16 protein-coding genes are annotated in these 18261 nt (G+C 44.6%); 3 read left to right on the forward strand and 13 right to left on the reverse strand.

All coding sequences use genetic code 11. The annotated features are described in order from the left end of the window. Positions 1-257 precede the first annotated feature (257 nt). The 11 genes from lpdA to ADP71_RS09840 form a co-directional block, all read right to left on the reverse strand. Positions 258-1691 (reverse strand): dihydrolipoyl dehydrogenase, encoded by a 1434-nt coding sequence (gene lpdA / locus ADP71_RS09790; RefSeq protein ID WP_171461122.1) that lies wholly within the window; start codon positions 1689-1691, stop codon positions 258-260. Between the two features lie 58 nt (positions 1692-1749). Continuing rightward, a complete protein-coding gene (locus ADP71_RS09795) occupies positions 1750-2013 on the reverse strand; it encodes a hypothetical protein (protein WP_019957044.1) in 264 nt (87 codons plus the stop codon). A gap of 60 nt (positions 2014-2073) precedes the next feature. Then, positions 2074-3282, reverse strand: coding sequence for a 2-oxoglutarate dehydrogenase complex dihydrolipoyllysine-residue succinyltransferase (odhB, locus tag ADP71_RS09800; protein WP_171461123.1), 1209 nt, complete (start codon positions 3280-3282; stop codon positions 2074-2076). 66 nt (positions 3283-3348) lie between these two features. Next, positions 3349-6183 carry a 2-oxoglutarate dehydrogenase E1 component gene (locus tag ADP71_RS09805; RefSeq protein WP_104932089.1) on the reverse strand — a complete coding sequence of 945 codons (2835 nt, stop codon included), beginning with the start codon at positions 6181-6183 and terminating at the stop codon, positions 3349-3351. Between the two features lie 89 nt (positions 6184-6272). Further along, on the reverse strand, positions 6273-7553 hold the full coding sequence (gene gltA / locus ADP71_RS09810; RefSeq protein WP_104932090.1) for a citrate synthase: 1281 nt from the start codon (positions 7551-7553) through the stop codon (positions 6273-6275). A 61-nt stretch (positions 7554-7614) separates the two neighbouring features. After that, positions 7615-7857: an FAD assembly factor SdhE gene (locus ADP71_RS09815; protein WP_019957040.1), complete on the reverse strand. Its 243-nt coding sequence runs from the start codon at positions 7855-7857 to the stop codon at positions 7615-7617. Next, positions 7857-8561, reverse strand: coding sequence for a succinate dehydrogenase iron-sulfur subunit (locus tag ADP71_RS09820; RefSeq protein ID WP_019957039.1), 705 nt, complete (start codon positions 8559-8561; stop codon positions 7857-7859). Before ADP71_RS09820 ends, ADP71_RS09815 begins: the two co-directional genes overlap by 1 nt. Positions 8562-8583: 22 nt before the next feature. Beyond that, the gene (sdhA, locus tag ADP71_RS09825; RefSeq protein ID WP_019957038.1) at positions 8584-10347 is read right to left on the reverse strand and encodes a succinate dehydrogenase flavoprotein subunit; all 1764 of its coding nucleotides are present in this window, start codon (positions 10345-10347) and stop codon (positions 8584-8586) included. Beyond that, positions 10344-10694: a succinate dehydrogenase, hydrophobic membrane anchor protein gene (gene sdhD / locus ADP71_RS09830; protein WP_019957037.1), complete on the reverse strand. Its 351-nt coding sequence runs from the start codon at positions 10692-10694 to the stop codon at positions 10344-10346. Before sdhD ends, sdhA begins: the two co-directional genes overlap by 4 nt. Beyond that, positions 10688-11062: a succinate dehydrogenase, cytochrome b556 subunit gene (gene sdhC, locus ADP71_RS09835; protein WP_040755111.1), complete on the reverse strand. Its 375-nt coding sequence runs from the start codon at positions 11060-11062 to the stop codon at positions 10688-10690. Before sdhC ends, sdhD begins: the two co-directional genes overlap by 7 nt. A 128-nt stretch (positions 11063-11190) precedes the next feature. After that, on the reverse strand, positions 11191-11940 hold the full coding sequence (locus tag ADP71_RS09840; RefSeq protein WP_104932091.1) for a GntR family transcriptional regulator: 750 nt from the start codon (positions 11938-11940) through the stop codon (positions 11191-11193). 211 nt (positions 11941-12151) lie between these two features. Between ADP71_RS09840 and ADP71_RS09845 the strand changes: the two genes are divergently transcribed. Next, positions 12152-13132, forward strand: coding sequence for a malate dehydrogenase (locus tag ADP71_RS09845; RefSeq protein ID WP_171461124.1), 981 nt, complete (start codon positions 12152-12154; stop codon positions 13130-13132). A 57-nt stretch (positions 13133-13189) separates the two neighbouring features. Here the strand turns inward: ADP71_RS09845 and ADP71_RS09850 are convergent, their stop codons facing one another. Together ADP71_RS09850 and ADP71_RS09855 are read right to left on the reverse strand one after the other, a co-directional pair. Beyond that, on the reverse strand, positions 13190-13618 hold the full coding sequence (locus ADP71_RS09850; RefSeq protein ID WP_019957033.1) for a hypothetical protein: 429 nt from the start codon (positions 13616-13618) through the stop codon (positions 13190-13192). Between the two features lie 5 nt (positions 13619-13623). Further along, positions 13624-14769, reverse strand: a complete 1146-nt coding sequence (locus tag ADP71_RS09855) for a THUMP domain-containing class I SAM-dependent RNA methyltransferase (RefSeq protein WP_104932406.1) — start codon at positions 14767-14769, stop codon at positions 13624-13626. Between the two features lie 48 nt (positions 14770-14817). Between ADP71_RS09855 and mutY the strand changes: the two genes are divergently transcribed. Together mutY and ADP71_RS09865 are read left to right on the forward strand one after the other, a co-directional pair. Beyond that, positions 14818-15912: an A/G-specific adenine glycosylase gene (mutY, locus tag ADP71_RS09860; RefSeq protein ID WP_171461125.1), complete on the forward strand. Its 1095-nt coding sequence runs from the start codon at positions 14818-14820 to the stop codon at positions 15910-15912. Between the two features lie 110 nt (positions 15913-16022). Then, positions 16023-18236 (forward strand): RelA/SpoT family protein, encoded by a 2214-nt coding sequence (locus ADP71_RS09865; protein ID WP_171461126.1) that lies wholly within the window; start codon positions 16023-16025, stop codon positions 18234-18236. Positions 18237-18261: the final 25 nt, after the last annotated feature.

An 18261-nucleotide genomic window follows, 5' to 3' on the forward strand; every position in this document is an offset into this window, starting at 1 on the left:
CCAATTAATCAAAGCCATCAGTACAAATTACTATGCTCGATGCATCACTTTTTAACAAACCATACGTCATTAAGCAAGTATTTACATCTTATATCAGACGTTTTTTATTTGAAGGCGGCCTGTAAACCACTCAAAGATGCAGATACCTGCTGATATACCTGAACCAAACTTACTGTCATGACAATGTGGTTGCAAACATCCAATTGAAAATTTATTTACATATAAATAAAAACGCACCCGAAGGTGCGTTTGTTTATTTAGCCGTGCAATGCACGCTTGTCCGTCGCCAATGCGGCCTCATGTAATACTTCCGACAAACTCGGGTGCGCATGAACGATGCGACCGATGTCTTCAGCAGATGCCTTGAACTCCATGGCCATCACGCCTTCAGCAATCAATTCTGAAGCGTTAGGGCCAATGATGTGAACGCCTAATACACGATCGCTTTCAACATCTTTCAAGATTTTAACTGTACCTTGCGCAGAACCTAAGCCCAACGCACGACCATTGGCAGCAAAACCTGAAGTACCTTTGGCATATTTCACGCCTTCGGCTTTCAATTGTTCTTCAGTTTTACCAACCCAAGCCATTTCTGGATGGGTGTATACCACGAATGGAATGGTGTTGAAGTCTAGATGTGGTTTTTGACCCGCGATACGTTCAGCCACAGCCACACCTTCGTCGCTGGCTTTGTGTGCCAACATCGGGCCACGAACCACATCACCAATTGCCCATACATTAGGCAAGTTAGTACGGCAATCGCCATCCACAGTAATGAAACCACGTTCGTCTTTAGCCAAGCCCACTGCTTCAGCATTCAAACCGTTGGTGTTAGGAACGCGGCCAATGGCTACAATCAATTTGTCGAAAGTTTCAGATTTCGCTTCACCTTTGACTTCGTAGTTAACAGTGACATTATCGCCATTGTTCACCACTTCATTGATTTGCACGCCCAACTCGATTTTCATACCTTGTTCTTTGGTCAAAATCTTGAAGGCTTCTTTAGCGATTTGTTGGTCAGCATTGGCCATAAATGTTGGCATCGCTTCCAAAACAGTCACTTCTGAACCCAAACGATTCCAAACAGAACCCATTTCCAAACCAATCACGCCCGAACCAATCAAGCCCAATTTCGCAGGAACCGCAGTCACGTTCAACGCGCCTTCGTTGTCCAAGATGATTTTGTTGTCAACAGGAGCGATAGGCAATGGACGTGGGGTAGAACCGGTAGCGATAATCACATGCTTGGCTTCAACCACAGATTTTTCGCCTTGGTTGTCCACTTCTACTTGCCACAAATCACCGTTTTGCGCTTTTAAAGAACCCAAACCATGGATAGACTCAACTTTGTTCTTTTTGAACAAGAAGCCGATACCACCAGTCAATTTGGTCACGATTTCGTCTTTGCGAGCAATCATGGTTTCAGCGTTGAAGCTGTTAACAGTCACATCGATACCATGAGCTGCAAATTCTTCAGAAGCTTGATGGAAGTTTTCAGAAGATTGCAACAAAGCTTTAGATGGGATGCAACCCACGTTCAAGCAAGTACCGCCCAAAGCTGGCGCGTCACCTGCTTTATTGCGACCTGCATCGATACAAGCTGTTTTAAAACCTAATTGTGCGGCACGGATGGCTGCGATATAACCGCCAGGACCCGCACCAATCACTACTACATCATATTGAGTAGACATTTATTCATCCTTTTTACAGGACGCTTTAAGCGTCCTGTAAGCTTTCATTGTTTGAAATTTAACGACATTTAAATGGGCTGCCCTCAACAGGGATGCCTAAGCGGTTTTTCACCACTACCGAATGTGTATTGCGTTGAGACTGGCAAATCGTTTGTACTGCCAAATCTTGACCTTCTTTATTAAAAGAAAAATTGGTCTTTTTGCTGACTATTTGACCCTTGGCATTCATGGCTTCAGCCGAATAATGCTGCGTCACATGAGAGCCAGTTTGGCAAGCGGCCAACAAACCCAACACACTGGCACATAAAATAAATCGTTTCATCACAAAACCCTCTTTATATTATGGTCAGTCAGGCCACCGCAAGCGATGGCCCACATGCCATTAAATATCCAACAACAAACGTGCAGGATCTTCCAAAGCGTCTTTGATGGCTACCAAAGTCAATACCGCTTCACGACCATCAATCAAACGGTGGTCGTAAGACAATGCCAAGTACATCATTGGCAATGCAACCACTTGACCATTCACAATCATTGCACGCTCTTTAGTAGCATGCATGCCCAAAATCGCAGCTTGTGGTGGGTTGATGATAGGGGTAGACATCATAGAACCAAAAGTACCGCCATTGGTAATACTGAAAGTACCGCCAGTCAAATCTTCCAACGCCAATTTGCCATCTCGTGCTTTTACCGCAAATTCAGCAATTTGTTTTTCGATGTCAGCCAAAGACATTTGGTCAGCATTGCGCAAAATAGGCACTACCAAACCACGTGGGCTACCGATAGCCACACCAATGTCAAAGTAACCATGGTAAACCACGTCTTTGCCATCGATAGAAGCATTCACTACTGGGAATTTTTTCAATGCAGCCACTGCAGCTTTAACAAAGAAAGACATGAAGCCCAATTTAACGCCGTGCTCTTTTTCAAATTTTTCTTTGTATTTCGCGCGCAATTCCATCACAGGTTTCATGTTCAATTCATTGAACGTGGTCAAGATGGCATTTTCAGACTGTGATTGCAACAAGCGCTCAGCAATACGTTGACGCAAACGAGACATTGGTACGCGTTGTTCAGGACGGTCACCTGCAATTTGTACCGCAGGTGTTGGGCTAACAGCAGGCGCAGCAGCAGGAGCTGCAACAGGTGCTTGAGCAGCAGCAACGTCTTCTTTCAACACGCGACCATCACGGCCTGAACCTTGAACGGTAGACACGTCAATGCCTTTTTCAGCCGCTAATTTTGCAGCAGCAGGCATCGCAACACCCGCTTGTGCATTGCTTTGTGGAGCCGCTTCAACAGCAGCTGGCGCAGCCGCAGCAGGTGCAGCAGCAACGTCACCTGCTTTAGCAGCAGTGTCGATGCGAGCGATCAATTGACCAGAAACCACAGTCGCACCATCTTGTTCGATGATTTCAACCAATACACCTGCTTGAGGTGCTGGCAATTCCAACACAACTTTATCGGTTTCCAAATCAATGATGTTTTCATCACGTTCAACCTCATCGCCCACTTTTTTGTTCCAAGTCATCAATGTGGCTTCAGATACGCTCTCAGGCAATACTGGTACAGTAACTTCAATAATAGACATTACATTCTCCTAAATCAGGGGTTGGTCGCCCAATGTATATGGCGACCAAATCTTAGCGACTCATTATTACGCGTCTAAATTGCAAGCAGTTTCAACCAATGCTTTCAATTGTGCCGCATGTTTGCTCATATAACCTACAGCAGGAGACGCGCTGGTTGGGCGGCCTGCAAAAGTCACTTTTTGTTTGTCAGTTGACACAGACTCGATGCGGTGACGGATTTGGTACCATGCACCTTGGTTTTTCGGTTCTTCTTGTGCCCACATAATTTCTGTTGCATTGGTGTAACGGCTTAATTCCGCAGCCAACACTTCGTACGGGAATGGATACAATTGTTCCACACGCACGATAGCGATTTCTTCTTCCGAGCCACGTTCTTTACGACCTGCTACCAAATCATAGTAAACCTGACCTGCACACAATACCACGCGTTTCACATTGGCATCATCACGTTCATGCGCATCACCAATCACCGTACGAAAACCCGAACCTTCAGTGAATTGGCTCAAATCGCTCATAGAGTCTTTGAAACGCAACAAACGTTTAGACATGAAAATAATCAAAGGCTTGCGATATGGACGCAATACTTGACGACGCAACACGTGGAACATTTGCGATGCTTCAGACATCATCACCACTTGCATATTGTGCTCAGAACACAATTGCAACCAACGCTCTAAGCGGGCTGAAGAGTGCTCAGGACCTTGACCATCGTAACCATGTGGCATCAATACGGTCAAACCACACAAGCGACCCCATTTGGTTTCACCCGATGCGATAAATTGGTCAATCGCCACTTGTGCACCATTGGCAAAGTCACCAAATTGCGCTTCCCAAATCACCAATTGCTCAGGAGCCGAACACGCAAAACCATACTCATATGCCAATACCGCTTCTTCATTCAAAATAGAATCGATGACCATAAAGTTGGCTTGGTTTTCAGACATATTGCGCAATGGAATGTAAGCACCGGCATCCCATTTTTCACGACTTTGGTCATGGAATACTGCATGACGGTGTGAGAACGTACCGCGACCTGAATCTTCACCAGAAATGCGCACGCCATTGCCATTGGTCACCAAACTTGCATAAGCCAAGTTTTCTGCCATACCCCAATCAATAGGCATTTCACCAACGCCCATTTTCTTACGACTGTCTAACAATTTTTTAACAGTGTTGTGCAATTGGAAGTCAGCTGGCACTTGAGTCAATTTTTCAGACAAGCGTTGGATGTCAGCTGCAGGCAAAGCTGTTTCAGTCGGATGCGCCCAATGCGTACCCATATATTGCGACCAATCCAAAGCATGCTTGCGTTGGTAATCGGTCAACTTGGTTTGCTCAACGTGTTCGCCTTTGTCCAAAGCGGCACGGTAAGCCTTAATCAAGTTGTCGCTGTCTTCTGCTGAAACCACGCCTTCTTTGGCTAATTTTTCAGCGTAAATGGCGCGTGAACCTGGATGTTGTGCAATTTTTTTGTACATCATTGGTTGAGTCAAATAAGGATCATCGCCCTCGTTATGACCCAGTTTGCGGTAACAAACCAAATCCACAACCACGTCTTTTTTGAACTTCATGCGGTAATCAATGGCCGCCTGCATCACATAGCAAACTGCTTCTGGATCATCACCGTTCACGTGGAAAATCGGTGCATCCACCATTTTGGCAATGTCAGTACAGTACACAGTTGAACGGGTATCGCGTGTGTCTGAAGTGGTAAAACCAATTTGGTTGTTGATAACGATATGCACAGTACCACCAGTGGTATAACCACGGGTTTGTGACAAGTTGAACGTACCTTGGTTAACACCCAAACCAATGAACGCAGAGTCACCATGAATCAATACAGGCATCACTTGTTTTTGACCTTCGTCACCGCGACGGCGTTGACGAGCGCGCACAGAACCTTCTACCACTGGGTTCACGATTTCCAAATGCGATGGGTTAAATGCCAAAGAAATGTGCATCGGACCGTTTGCAGTAGGAATGTCTGAGCTAAAACCATTGTGGTATTTCACGTCACCGCTAGGCAATTGTACAGTGTACTTGCCTTCAAATTCGCTGAACAAATCTTTAGGCGATTTGCCCAAGATATTCACCAACACGTTCAAACGACCACGGTGAGCCATACCAATAATGACTTCTTCCACGCCTTCTTTGGTTGAATTTTGAATCAAATAATCCAACGCAGGAATCGCCGCTTCGCCACCTTCCAAAGAGAAACGTTTTTGACCCACATATTTGGTGTGCAAGTAACGCTCTAAGGTTTCGGCAGCAGTAATTTTACCCAAAATGCGTTTTTTGGTTTCGGTGTTAAAACGAGGGGTAGACAAATCGTTTTCAAAACGGTCTTGCACCCAATGTTTTTCTTCCGAACGAGTGATGTGCATGTATTCCACACCCACCGTACCGCAGTAAGTTTGTTGCAATTTGTTAATAATTTCAGACAACTGCAAACGGTCGCTGCTAGAAAAATTACTAGACGCATTGAACTGAACCGCCATATCTTCGGCTGTCAAGCCGTAAGATGCTGGATCCAATTCTGAATAATATTGTGAGCTCATGCGTTGCAATGGGTCGATGTTCGCATGGCGAGAACCCAAAACACGGTAAGCTGAAATCAAGCGCAATACAGCCACTTGTTTTTTCATGGCATTGGCATCCAACGACGCGCTGGCTGCATGTTGTGTTACAGGACGCTTGGCCATTTCGACAAATGATTGTTGAATCGGCGCATGTGCTACATCTCGTGCAGCCGCTCCCGGTAAGGTAACGATTTCATCAAAATATTGTTTCCAATGACTGTCGACCGAGCTAGGATCTTTCAAGTACATCTCGTACAGCTCTTCAATATATGGTGCATTGGAACCATATAAATACGATAAGCCGAATTCTTCATTCATCATGGCAAAAGACCTTTAATACTGTCTGCCTAAGCAAACTTTAAATGTATAAGACAGCACCGGCTGTCAAGTCGGTGCTGTCAACGACGCTATTAGCGTTTATCTTCAGGGATGTAGTCGCGACGTGGAGAACCAGTATACAACTGACGTGGACGACCAATTTTGTACAACGGGTCAGCAATCATTTCGTGCCAATGGCTGATCCAACCTACAGTACGAGCCAAAGCAAAAATCACAGTGAACATAGAAACTGGGATGCCCAAAGCAGACAATACGATACCAGAGTAGAAGTCTACGTTAGGGTACAATTTGCGCTCAACGAAGTAAGGATCGTTCAATGCAATTTGTTCCAATTCCATAGCCAACTTGAATTTAGGATCGTTTTCCAAGCCCAATTCTTTCAACACTTCATCACACGTTTGTTTCATGATTTTAGCGCGTGGGTCCATGTTTTTGTAAACACGGTGACCGAAGCCCATCAAACGGTGTGTACGGTCTTTAACGCCTTGCATGAATGCAGGAACGTTTTCAACCGAACCGATTTCGTCCAACATTTTCAACACAGCTTCGTTCGCGCCACCGTGAGCAGGACCCCACAAGCAAGCGATACCAGCTGCAATGGCTGCAAACGGGTTAGTGCCAGAAGAACCAGCCAAACGTACAGTAGAAGTAGAAGCATTTTGTTCGTGATCTGCATGCAAGATGAAGATGCGATCCGAAGCTTTCACCAATACTGGGTTTGGTGTGTATTCTTCACATGGTGTAGAGAACATCATGTGCATGAAGTTGGCAGTGTAAGACAAGTCGTTACGTGGGTACACGAAAGGTGCGCCAGTTGAGTAACGGTAGCACATTGCAGCAATCGTAGGGATCTTAGAAATCATGAGGTATTCAGCCACACGACGGTGATCTTGATTGTTGATGTCCAAGCTGTCTTGGTAGAACGCAGCCAATGCGCCAACCACACCAGTCATCATCGCCATAGGGTGAGCATCACGACGGAAACCACGGAAGAACCAAGTCAATTGTTCGTGAACCATAGTGTGTTTTGTGATGGTATTTACAAACTCTTCACTTTGTTGTTTGGTTGGCAATTCACCGTATAACAACAAATAACAAGTTTCTAAATAATCACTGTCTTCAGCCAATTGCTCAATTGGGTAACCACGGTAGTACAACTGACCTTCATCACCATCGATGAACGTGATTTTTGACTCGCAGCTTGCAGTAGAAGTAAAGCCAGGATCGAATGTGAATGCGCCTGTTTCTTTCAACAAGCTACGGATATCGATCACATCAGGGCCCAAAGTACCTTCCAAAATCGGGAAGCTTACTTCTTTATCTTCTACTTTCAATGATGCTTGCTTGGTCATTTTATCTCCTTAGTGTTTTGGTTTTTTCAGGACGCTGGTATTACAAGCGTCCTGTAAAGGATTAAGCCGAACGAATCAGCGTTATCAGTGCCTCAAAACGTTCTTCAGGCACTTCTTGATAGCCATTGACGATGGCTAAAAAGTCTTGGTCTTGCCAATCCAGAATGTCACGGAACACCTCCAACTCACCCTCACTCAAAGCATCAAAATGCGTTTTCATAAAGCGGGTTAAAACAATGTCCAGCTCTAACAATCCACGTCTGGTCAAATAGCGCAGGCGTTTTTTCTCGGCATCGGTCATCATCAGATGGCTCGTTTCAACATCAATTCTTTAATCTTACCAATAGCACGGGTAGGATTTAAGTGTTTAGGACATACGTCCACACAGTTCATGATGGTATGGCAACGGAACAAACGGTATGGATCATTCAAATCATCCAAACGCTCACTGGTGCGCGTGTCACGAGTATCTGCAATGAAACGGTAAGCATTTAACAGGCCAGATGGACCGACAAATTTATCAGGATTCCACCAGAATGATGGACATGCAGTCGAACAACATGCGCACAAAATACATTCGTACAAACCGTCCAACTCTTTGCGCTCTTCTTGCGTTTGCAAGCGTTCGCGGGTCGGAGCTGGTGTGTCATTGATGACATAAGGCTTGATAGAATGGTATTGATTGAAGAACTGAGTCATGTCCACAATCAAGTCACGAATAATCGGCAAACCTGGCAATGGGCGCAATTGAATCGGCTGCTTCAAATCGCGCACGTTGGTCAAACATGCCAAGCCATTTTTACCATTGATATTCATGCCATCAGAACCACAAATGCCTTCACGGCAAGAGCGACGGAAAGACAAGCTGTCGTCTTGTGCTTTTAATTTCACCAAAGCATCCAACAACTTCACATCCGTTGGTTCTAATTCAACTTCATAATCTTGTAAATACCACTTTTCATCTTTATCTGGATTGAAACGCAATACTTGAAATTTAAACTTTTCCATGAGAGGTATCCCTAAATTCTTATTAGTAAACGCGCTTCGCAGGCTTGATGTAATCAACAGTCAGAGGCTTGGTGTGAACTTCTTTGTAAGTCAAAGAGTTGTCTGCCGCATGCCACAAAGTGTGTTTCATCCAAACTTCATCATCACGATCTGGATGGTCATCAGAAGCATGTGCACCACGAGATTCTTTACGCGCTTCAGCAGAAGTCAAAGTTGCTTTCGCCACTTCAATCAAGTTGTCCAATTCCAAAGCCTCAGAACGAGCAGTATTCCATACTTTAGATTTGTCTTTGATCTCGGTTTTTTTCACACGCTCAGCCAAAGCCAATACTTTTTGTACGCCATCTTTTAAAATGGCATCAGTACGGAATACACCTGCATGACTTTGTACCATGCGTTGCAATTCAGTACGCAACGCGTCTACATCTTCACCACCAGTTTGGTTTTCCAAACGAGCCAAACGTTGGCGTGTAAATTCACCCGCATCTGCTGGCAATTCTTTCCAAGTTTCTTGAGTTTGAATGTAAGAAATCATGGTATCGCCTGCGGCTTTACCAAACACCACCAAGTCAAGCAATGAGTTCGTACCCAAACGGTTCGCGCCATGTACAGAAGCACAAGCACACTCACCCGCTGCATAAAAACCATTCACAACCGCTTCAGGATTGTCACCTTGAGGCACAACCACTTGACCACGGTAATTGGTCGGAATACCACCCATCATGTAGTGCGTTGTTGGTACTACTGGAATTGGATCTTTGATTGGGTCAACGCCAGCAAAATTAATCGCAATTTCACGAATACCAGGCAATTTTTCAATAATTTTGTCTGCGCCCAAATGATCCACTTTTAACAACACGTGGTCTTTGTTTTTACCGCAGCCGCGACCTTCAAAAATTTCCATTGCCATGGCGCGAGAAACCACGTCACGAGAAGCCAAATCTTTTACGGTTGGTGCATAACGTTCCATGAAACGCTCACCATTGCAGTTGAGCAAAATACCGCCTTCGCCACGCACACCTTCGGTAATCAATACGCCAGCACCCGCCACACCTGTTGGGTGGAATTGCCAGAACTCCATGTCTTCCAAAGGAATGCCTGCACGAGCAGCCATGCCCAAGCCATCGCCTGTGTTCATAAATGCATTGGTAGAAGATGCGTAAATACGACCGCCACCGCCAGTGGCAAACAATACTGCTTTAGCATGCAAAATGAATACTTCACCAGTTTCCATTTCCAACGCAGTCACGCCAATCACATCACCAGCTTCATTGCGAACCAAGTCCAAAGCCATCCACTCAACGAAAAATTGAGTATTGGCACGCACGTTTTGTTGGTACAAGGTATGCAACATCGCATGACCTGTACGGTCAGCCACAGCACAAGCACGCTCTACAGCACGCTTACCGTGTTCAGCAGTATGGCCACCGAATGGACGTTGGTAAATTTTGCCGCTTTCAACACGGTCAAAAGGCATACCCATGTGTTCCAATTCAATGACAGCATCAGGCGCAGCACGCGTCATGAATTCGATGGCATCTTGGTCACCCAACCAGTCCGAACCCTTAACGGTATCGTACATATGCCAATCCCAACGGTCTTCTTGTACATTGCCCAAAGAAGCAGAAATACCACCTTGAGCCGCCACAGTATGAGAACGGGTTGGGAACACTTTAGATAAAACGGCTGTATTCAAACCAGCTTTTGAAGTTTGTAAGGCAGCACGCAAGCCCGCACCACCGCCACCAACGATAACGGCATCAAAACGACGAACAGGATAAGTCATGCTAACCCCCAAATAACTTTAAATGAATAAATCACACAACCTAGCAACCAAACAATGGTGCCAACGTGTAAGAACAAACGCAAACCAGCAGATTTGCTCAAATAGTCCATCCACAAGTCACGAATACCTACCCATGCGTGCAACGCTACGGCAATGAATGTGATTTGGGTGAACAAACGTACCCAAGTTTGGCCAAAAAATTCACGCCATGCAGCATAGTCACTTGGGATAGTGAACAATAAGACAATCATAGCGACGGTATAAATGGCCATGATGACAGCAGTCACACGCTGCATGATCCAATCGCGCAAGCCATAATGCGCGCCGGTCAAATTACGATTTACCATAACAACGCTCCCAAAACGACAGTCAACGCCAATGCCGCAGCAAATACCAACTTAGCGGTATTACGGGCAGTTTCCAATTCTAAACCTTTGTGCATATCCAACAATAAGAAGCGGATACCAGCCAAGAAATGGTGTAAATAAGCCCACAACAAGCCTAACAATAACAATTTAACAATTGGATTGCCAACCAAAGCTTGATATTGATTAAAAGCATCTTCAGTGCTCAACGTACCTGCAAATAAGCACAGTAGTAATGGTAAGCAAATGAATAAGCCGACGCCACTGACCCTGTGTAAAATTGACACAATACCAGGGATAGGCAGACGCGTCTTTGCGAGGTCTATGTAGACAGGTCTTTGTTTATGCATTGATGGTTCCTTAAAAATTGCGTAAGTTAAATAAGGTAAAACAACTGTTTAAATATAATGTCACTAATACATTAATTTACGCCCAGCGCAATTTACTCTTTTTTAATTTCGGTGAAAAGCCTTTATTATCATATTTTAAACAATGGCATTGCAGACAAGTTCAATTGATAATGGCGCGTGAGTATATAACGTTTTTGCACCATTACCATCTCACTCTTGCTATCAGCACTTTTCATTTGCATGAATAAAACAGGCTCTTCAGCCGAAACTTTCAAAATGCTGGCCTGCTCAGTGTTCAAACCACCTACACCAATCACACAAGCTTGCTCGACGACAGCAACCGAATACTCTTTCAGCAGTAAGTCACCGACGCTCAAACGAGTGCTCAATTGACGACGATTAAAATCAGGCAATCTTTCATATGGCAAATAAACCTCTTCTAAAGCCACCACATGAATTTGATGTCGCCAAACAATCAAAACGCGCCACATCAATGGATTACCCATTCTGACATTAAAGAGCTGGTTGATGTCTGCTCCAACATGAACAGCTGCCACGCTCAAAATCTCATGCTTGGGGAAAATTACATGCGACTCTTTATCAAATACATTGACCAAGCCACATCGTCCCCAATCACCATATTGATCGGCTACAAAAGTGCCCACGCCTTGTTGACGGTACAGCACTTTTTTAGCCACCAATTCTTCCAAACCTTTTCTCACCGTTCCCTGACTAACATCCAATTTTTTTGCCAATTGGAATTCTGTTGGAATGGCTTGATGTGGTTTGTATATCCCTGCTGCAATCTGCTGCCGCACAAAAGCGGCTACTTGCACATACAAAGGATTTTTAGAAGTCGGCTTTGACATAGTGGACATTGTAACGCTTGATATGGAAAAGTGAAATTATGTCTTATATAAGATATAAGAGATTTATTTAAACATATTAATAAAATCTTTTTACGCAAACAGAAAAGTTTTGCTATGATTCAGGTCGGCTCGAACCGCCATGCCATGTAATTTATATGTCTGTAACAGACGGTATCGATACTTTGAATTGTCGTAACTCGTTTATACGTGGAGAAAAAATATGAAAGCACCTGTACGTGTTGCCGTAACCGGCGCAGCTGGCCAAATTGGCTATGCTTTGTTGTTCCGCATTGCTAGCGGTGAAATGTTGGGCAAAGACCAACCTGTTATTTTACAATTATTGGATTTACCACAAGCTCAAAACGCTGTTAAAGGCGTGATGATGGAATTGCAAGACTGTGCATTCCCATTGTTGGCTGGTATGGTTGCCACTGATAATCCAGAAGTTGCATTCAAAGACGCACAAGTTGCGATCTTGGTAGGTGCTCGTCCACGTTCTAAAGGCATGGAACGCGCTGATTTATTGGCTGCAAATGCTGAAATCTTTACTGTTCAAGGCGCTGCATTGAACAAAGTGGCTGACCGTGATGTAAAAGTATTGGTTGTAGGCAACCCAGCTAACACCAACGCTTACATTGCAATGAAATCAGCACCTGATTTAAATCCAAACAATTTCACTGCGATGTTGCGCTTAGACCACAACCGTGCGTTGAGCCAAGTAGCTGAAAAAACTGGTAAAGCTGTTGGCGATATTGAAAAATTGTGTGTTTGGGGCAACCACAGCCCAACCATGTATGCTGACTACCGCTTTGCAACCATCAATGGTGAAAACGTTAAAGATTTGATCAACGACCAAGTATGGAACGCTGAAGTGTTCTTGCCTACCGTTGGCAAACGTGGCGCAGCCATCATTGAAGCGCGTGGCTTGTCTTCTGCTGCTTCTGCTGCAAACGCAGCTATCGACCACATCCACGACTGGTGGTTGGGTACTGATGGCGCTTGGGTAACCATGGGTATTCCTTCTGATGGTTCTTACGGTATTCCTGAAGGCACTATGTTCGGTTTCCCTGTGACTTGCGCTAACGGTCAATACGAAATCGTTCAAGGTTTGGAAATCGATGCATTCAGTCAAGAACGCATCAACATCACTTTGGCTGAATTGGAAGAGGAAAAAGCTGGCGTGGCTCACTTGTTGCCATAATCAAGCGTCCTGTAAAAAAAGCCGCTGAAATTCAGCGGCTTTTTTATTGGTCAAAGCTTATTTACAATTTTGAAATTCGCGCGGCAAACCATTGTCTTTCGCCAAAACCGCACCTTCGCTATTGCATAACATCACATTCGATATTCTCGAACCAATCAGTTTTGTCGTATCATAATCAACAGACATCTCCATCGCTCGCAATGATTCGCTTTGTAAACCCAAGTTCAAACGATAACAGCCTTCGCTACGATGTTTCAAAATCAAACCCCACCAACCAGTTTGTATTTTATCACGACATGATACTGAGCTATATTGGCTCATATTGACTTTAACAGAACTCAAATCACCAATCGCTTTACTAATGACAGTTTTATCTTGTAACTCTGTCAAAATAGCGCTGCGTAACTGTATGTATTGGTAGCCACAAAAAATGGCATACACCAATCCTCCTAAAAACATTACATTGAAAATTGTACGCAAATTCATTCTTGTCAATCTCCCCTATTGGAACCTTTAACCATATCAAATACAAACAAACGGCAATCCAATTTACCATTGAACAGCGGAATCTTGCGTGCAGGCTTCAATCTCACGCCAGTAGGCAATGTGCGGTCGGCCGTAATCAAAGCGACTTTCCAACCTGAGAACTGTTGCTTCAAGACACTGCCCAGTTGTGGGTAAAACCCACGCAAAAAGTGTTCATCTTCCAAACGAATACCATATGGCGGATTAGACACCACAATACCTTCAGCAGCAGGTGCTGTTGCTTGTGCCATATCTTGTACATTAAACACAATCAAATCATCCACACCTGCTTGATGTGCATTGTTCAATGCTGTTTTCAAAACACGTCTGTCCACATCAGATGCTTTTAAAGGTGACACAACATCTGTGACTGCTTGTAAAGCGTTTTGTTTGATAGTCGCCCACAAAGCTTTATCAAAACCTTTTAATTTTTCAAAACCATAATGACGATACAAGCCTGGTGCTTGATTTTTAGCAATTAAGGCCGCCTCAATCGCAATGGTGCCACTGCCACACATCGGATCATAAAATGCTTGGGAGCCATCATAACCTGCCAATAACAACAAACCTGCCGCCAAATTTTCACGCAATGGCGCTTCGCCCGTATCATCACGATAGCCACGTTTAAACAACGCCTCACCACTGGTATCGAGCATCAAGCGCGCTTGTGTACCTTCTACAAACATATGAATGCGCACATCAGGGAAAGTCTTGTCTACGCTTGGACGTTTACCGGTTTTTTCACGGAAAACATCACACACAGCATCTTTGACTTTCAAACCCAAAATATCAATGCGGTTAAAAGGTGTTTTTTTACCCGTCACATTGACTTTGATTAAATCATTAACATCAAACCAATCAGCCCAATTCACCTTAAGCGCCAACTGGTAGGCCGCATCCTCGCGTGGGCAAGCGCCACGCACCAACTCCACCAAAACACGAGAAGCAACTCGAGAATGTAAATTGATTTGATAGACTTGTTTCCATGAGCCTGTACAATCCACACCGCCATCAACCGTATGAATGTATTGCAATGACAAAGCATTCAGCTCATCTACCAAGACACTTTCCAAACCACGTGGACAAGTGATAAAAATTTTCAGTGCGGTCATAACTTCACTTTGTGACAAAATAGCGTTTTATTGTAACTGAATCGTCCCATGTCTTCGGAATCATTTTCATTTAATTTAAACAAAGCTGTCTTTTCAACCACATTACTAAAATGGCAACGCCAACACGGACGAAACGACTTGCCGTGGCAACAACGCAATCCTTATTTGGTTTGGGTGTCAGAAATCATGTTGCAACAAACCCAAGTCAAAACCGTATTAGACTATTATCCTCGCTTTACCGCGCGCTTTCCCGATGTACACACCTTAGCGCAAGCACACAGCGATGATGTCACAGCCTTGTGGGCAGGCTTAGGCTATTACAGTCGAGCCCGCAATTTACACCATGCCGCCAAACAAGTGGTGCAAGACTTCAATGGCCAATTCCCTAGCGAGCGCGAGTCATTACAGCAACTCAAAGGCGTGGGTCGCAGTACGGCTGCCGCCATCAGCGCTTTTGCTTTCCATCAGCGCGAGACCATCTTAGATGGCAATGTCAAACGGGTTTTATGCCGCATTTTTGCACAATTTGGCAACCCTCAAGACAAAGCTTTTGAAAACCAATTATGGACATTGGCAGAAAGCCTCATCCCACAACATCCTCAAGACATGCCTGCTTACACACAAGGCTTGATGGATTTAGGTGCCACCGTTTGCACTCGCAGCAAACCAAAATGTACACAATGCCCGATGCAAAAAGGCTGTGAAGCTTATGCCAAAAACCTAACTGATGTTTTGCCGCAGCGCAAAACTCCCGTCAAAATTCAAGAACTACCCTTAAAATGGCTATGTTTGATTAACCAAAAACAAGAAATCTGGCTACACAAGCGGCCTGAAAGCGGTATTTGGAGTCAATTGTATTGCGTGCCGTCGATTGATGAAAGTGCATGGCTGCCATATCTGCAAAAACATTCTTTACATGAAACCGCCATGACAGCGTTGGCGCCCATCACACACAAGCTGACCCACCGCCATATGCGCATTACCCCATATATTTTGCACACAAACTCAGAACGCATACAGCAAATGCATATAGATGGCCAGTTTTATAGTTTACAGGACGCTTTAAAGCTCGGTTTACCTAAACCTTTACAGCAACACTTGTCGACCTTTATGCATTTGGATTGGATTACAAAATCGCATTAGCGTTTGTAGACATATCGATGTGACCAAATCATCCTAAAAACCCACGCTAATTAGGCTATAATCCTTGTTTCGTTTCAAAACTTCCATGCTCGTAAAGGATGTCGCACGCAATGGTCTCTCTGACTACGGTTAATGCTCCAGAAGAAACCCTGACTCCAGAACAATGGCTTAGCCGTTTTTCCACACAGCTGCCAGAAGAAGAAGTCTGTTTACTCGAAAACGCTTTGAAACTGGCACAAGAGTTCTATCCTGCTGATGCAGTCACACAAATGGGCGAACCCATGTTGTCGCATGTATTAAGCGCCACGTATTTTGTCCATGAATTGAATATTTTCAGCGATGCCATTGCCGCCACGCTTTTGTCTGCTTTGCCTGTTTATTGCGCAGATTGGAAAGAACGTGTTGCCACACAATGCAATGACAGCGTAATGAGATTGGTCGAAGGCATCGATCAGATTCAAAAACTGACCAAATTCTCCAAAGTCGAGAAAATCAGCACGCCGCAAGAAAACCAACAACAAGCCGAATCCATGCGCAAAATGTTGATTGCGATGGTATCTGATATTCGTGTGGTATTGATTAAGCTGGCAATGCGCGCCCGCACGATGCATTATATGGCGCGCATTCCTGACAGCGAAGAAAAGCGCGAATTAGCCAAAGAAACTTTGGACATTTTTGCCCCTTTAGCCAATCGCTTGGGCGTATGGCAATTAAAATGGATTTTAGAAGATTTGGGGTTTCGCTACCAAAAACCCGAAGAATACGTCCAAATTGCCCGCTTGCTCGATGAAAAACGCATTGAGCGCATCGACTATATCAATGATGTTGTGGCTACGATTGAGCGTGAATTAAGTCGCCTCAGCATTCATTGCGAAGTTGCAGGCCGCCCCAAACACATTTATTCCATTTACAAAAAAATGACCAAGAAAAAGCTCGATTTTTCGGGCTTGTACGACATTCGTGCCGTACGGGTTTTGGTTGATACTGTGCCACAGTGTTACACAACTTTGGGCATCATCCACAGCATGTGGCAACCGATTCCAGGTGAATTTGACGATTACATCGCCCACCCCAAATCCAATGATTATCGCAGCTTGCATACTGTGGTCATCGGCCCCAAAGACAAAGGTGTGGAAATTCAAATTCGCACGTTTGACATGCACCAATATGCTGAATTTGGCGTTGCCGCACACTGGCGCTACAAAGAAGGTGGCGAAGGCGACAAGGCTTACGAGCAAAAAATTTCATGGTTGCGTCAATTATTGGATTGGCGTGAAAATGTGGCGGAAGATGACAAAGCCAATGAGTTGGCCGAAGCATTTCAAACCGAACTGTTCAATGACACGATTTATGTGTTAACGCCTCACGGCAAAGTTTTGTCTTTACCCGTTGGCGCAACACCAATCGATTTTGCCTATGCTGTTCATACCGATTTGGGTCATCGCTGCCGTGGTGCGAAAGTCAATGGGCATATTGTGCCCTTGTCTACACCATTGGAAAATGGTCAACGTGTGGACATCATCACCGCCAAAGAAGGCAATCCATCGGTCAACTGGCTGATTGAAGACTGGGTCAAATCGTCCAAAGCCATCAGTAAAATTCGGGCTTTCGTACGAGCGCAAAATTCTGAAGCCGTGCGTGAAGATGGTCGAGCGCAGTTGGACAAACAATTAAACAAATTGCCGCAAAAGCCTAATTTGCAACAACTGGCAGAAGCCTTGAATTTCAGCAAAGTGGATGATTTGTATTTGGCTGTCGGTCATGGTGAAATGACCCCGCGCAGCATCAACATCGCTGCGCGCCAATTATTACATCCTATTGTCGAGCAAACGACCATTACGCCCGATAGCCTCATTCGCAAAAGCCGTGCGCAAACAGACAAAAGTGGTATTTTGGTTGATGGTGAAGATGGCTTATTGTCATTTTTAGCCAAATGTTGCAAACCCGCGCCGCCTGATGAAATTGCAGGTTTTGTCACAAAAGGTCGTGGTATTTCAGTGCATCGCCAAAATTGTGCCGCTTACAAAAACCTAGCCCAAATGCATCCAGACAAAATTGTCTCCACGCAATGGAGTGCCTCGAAAATCGATCAAGTTTTTCCAATTGATGTGGAAATCATGGCACGCGATCGCAATGGTTTGTTGCGTGATGTCTCCGAAGCATTCTCACGCAATAAATTGAACGTCATTGGCGTCAATACCTTGACCAAAGACTCTTTGGCCACGATGCGTTTTACAGTAGAAATCAAACAAGTCGAAGATTTGCCGCGCGTTATCAGCAATTTGAGTGAAATCAAAGGTGTATTCAGCGTCAATCGCTTGTAAGCACCATTAAAAAAGCGTCCTGTAA

The organism is Vitreoscilla sp. C1 (assembly GCF_002951955.2).
GTDB classification, from domain to species: Bacteria; Pseudomonadota; Gammaproteobacteria; order Burkholderiales; family Neisseriaceae; genus Vitreoscilla; species Vitreoscilla stercoraria.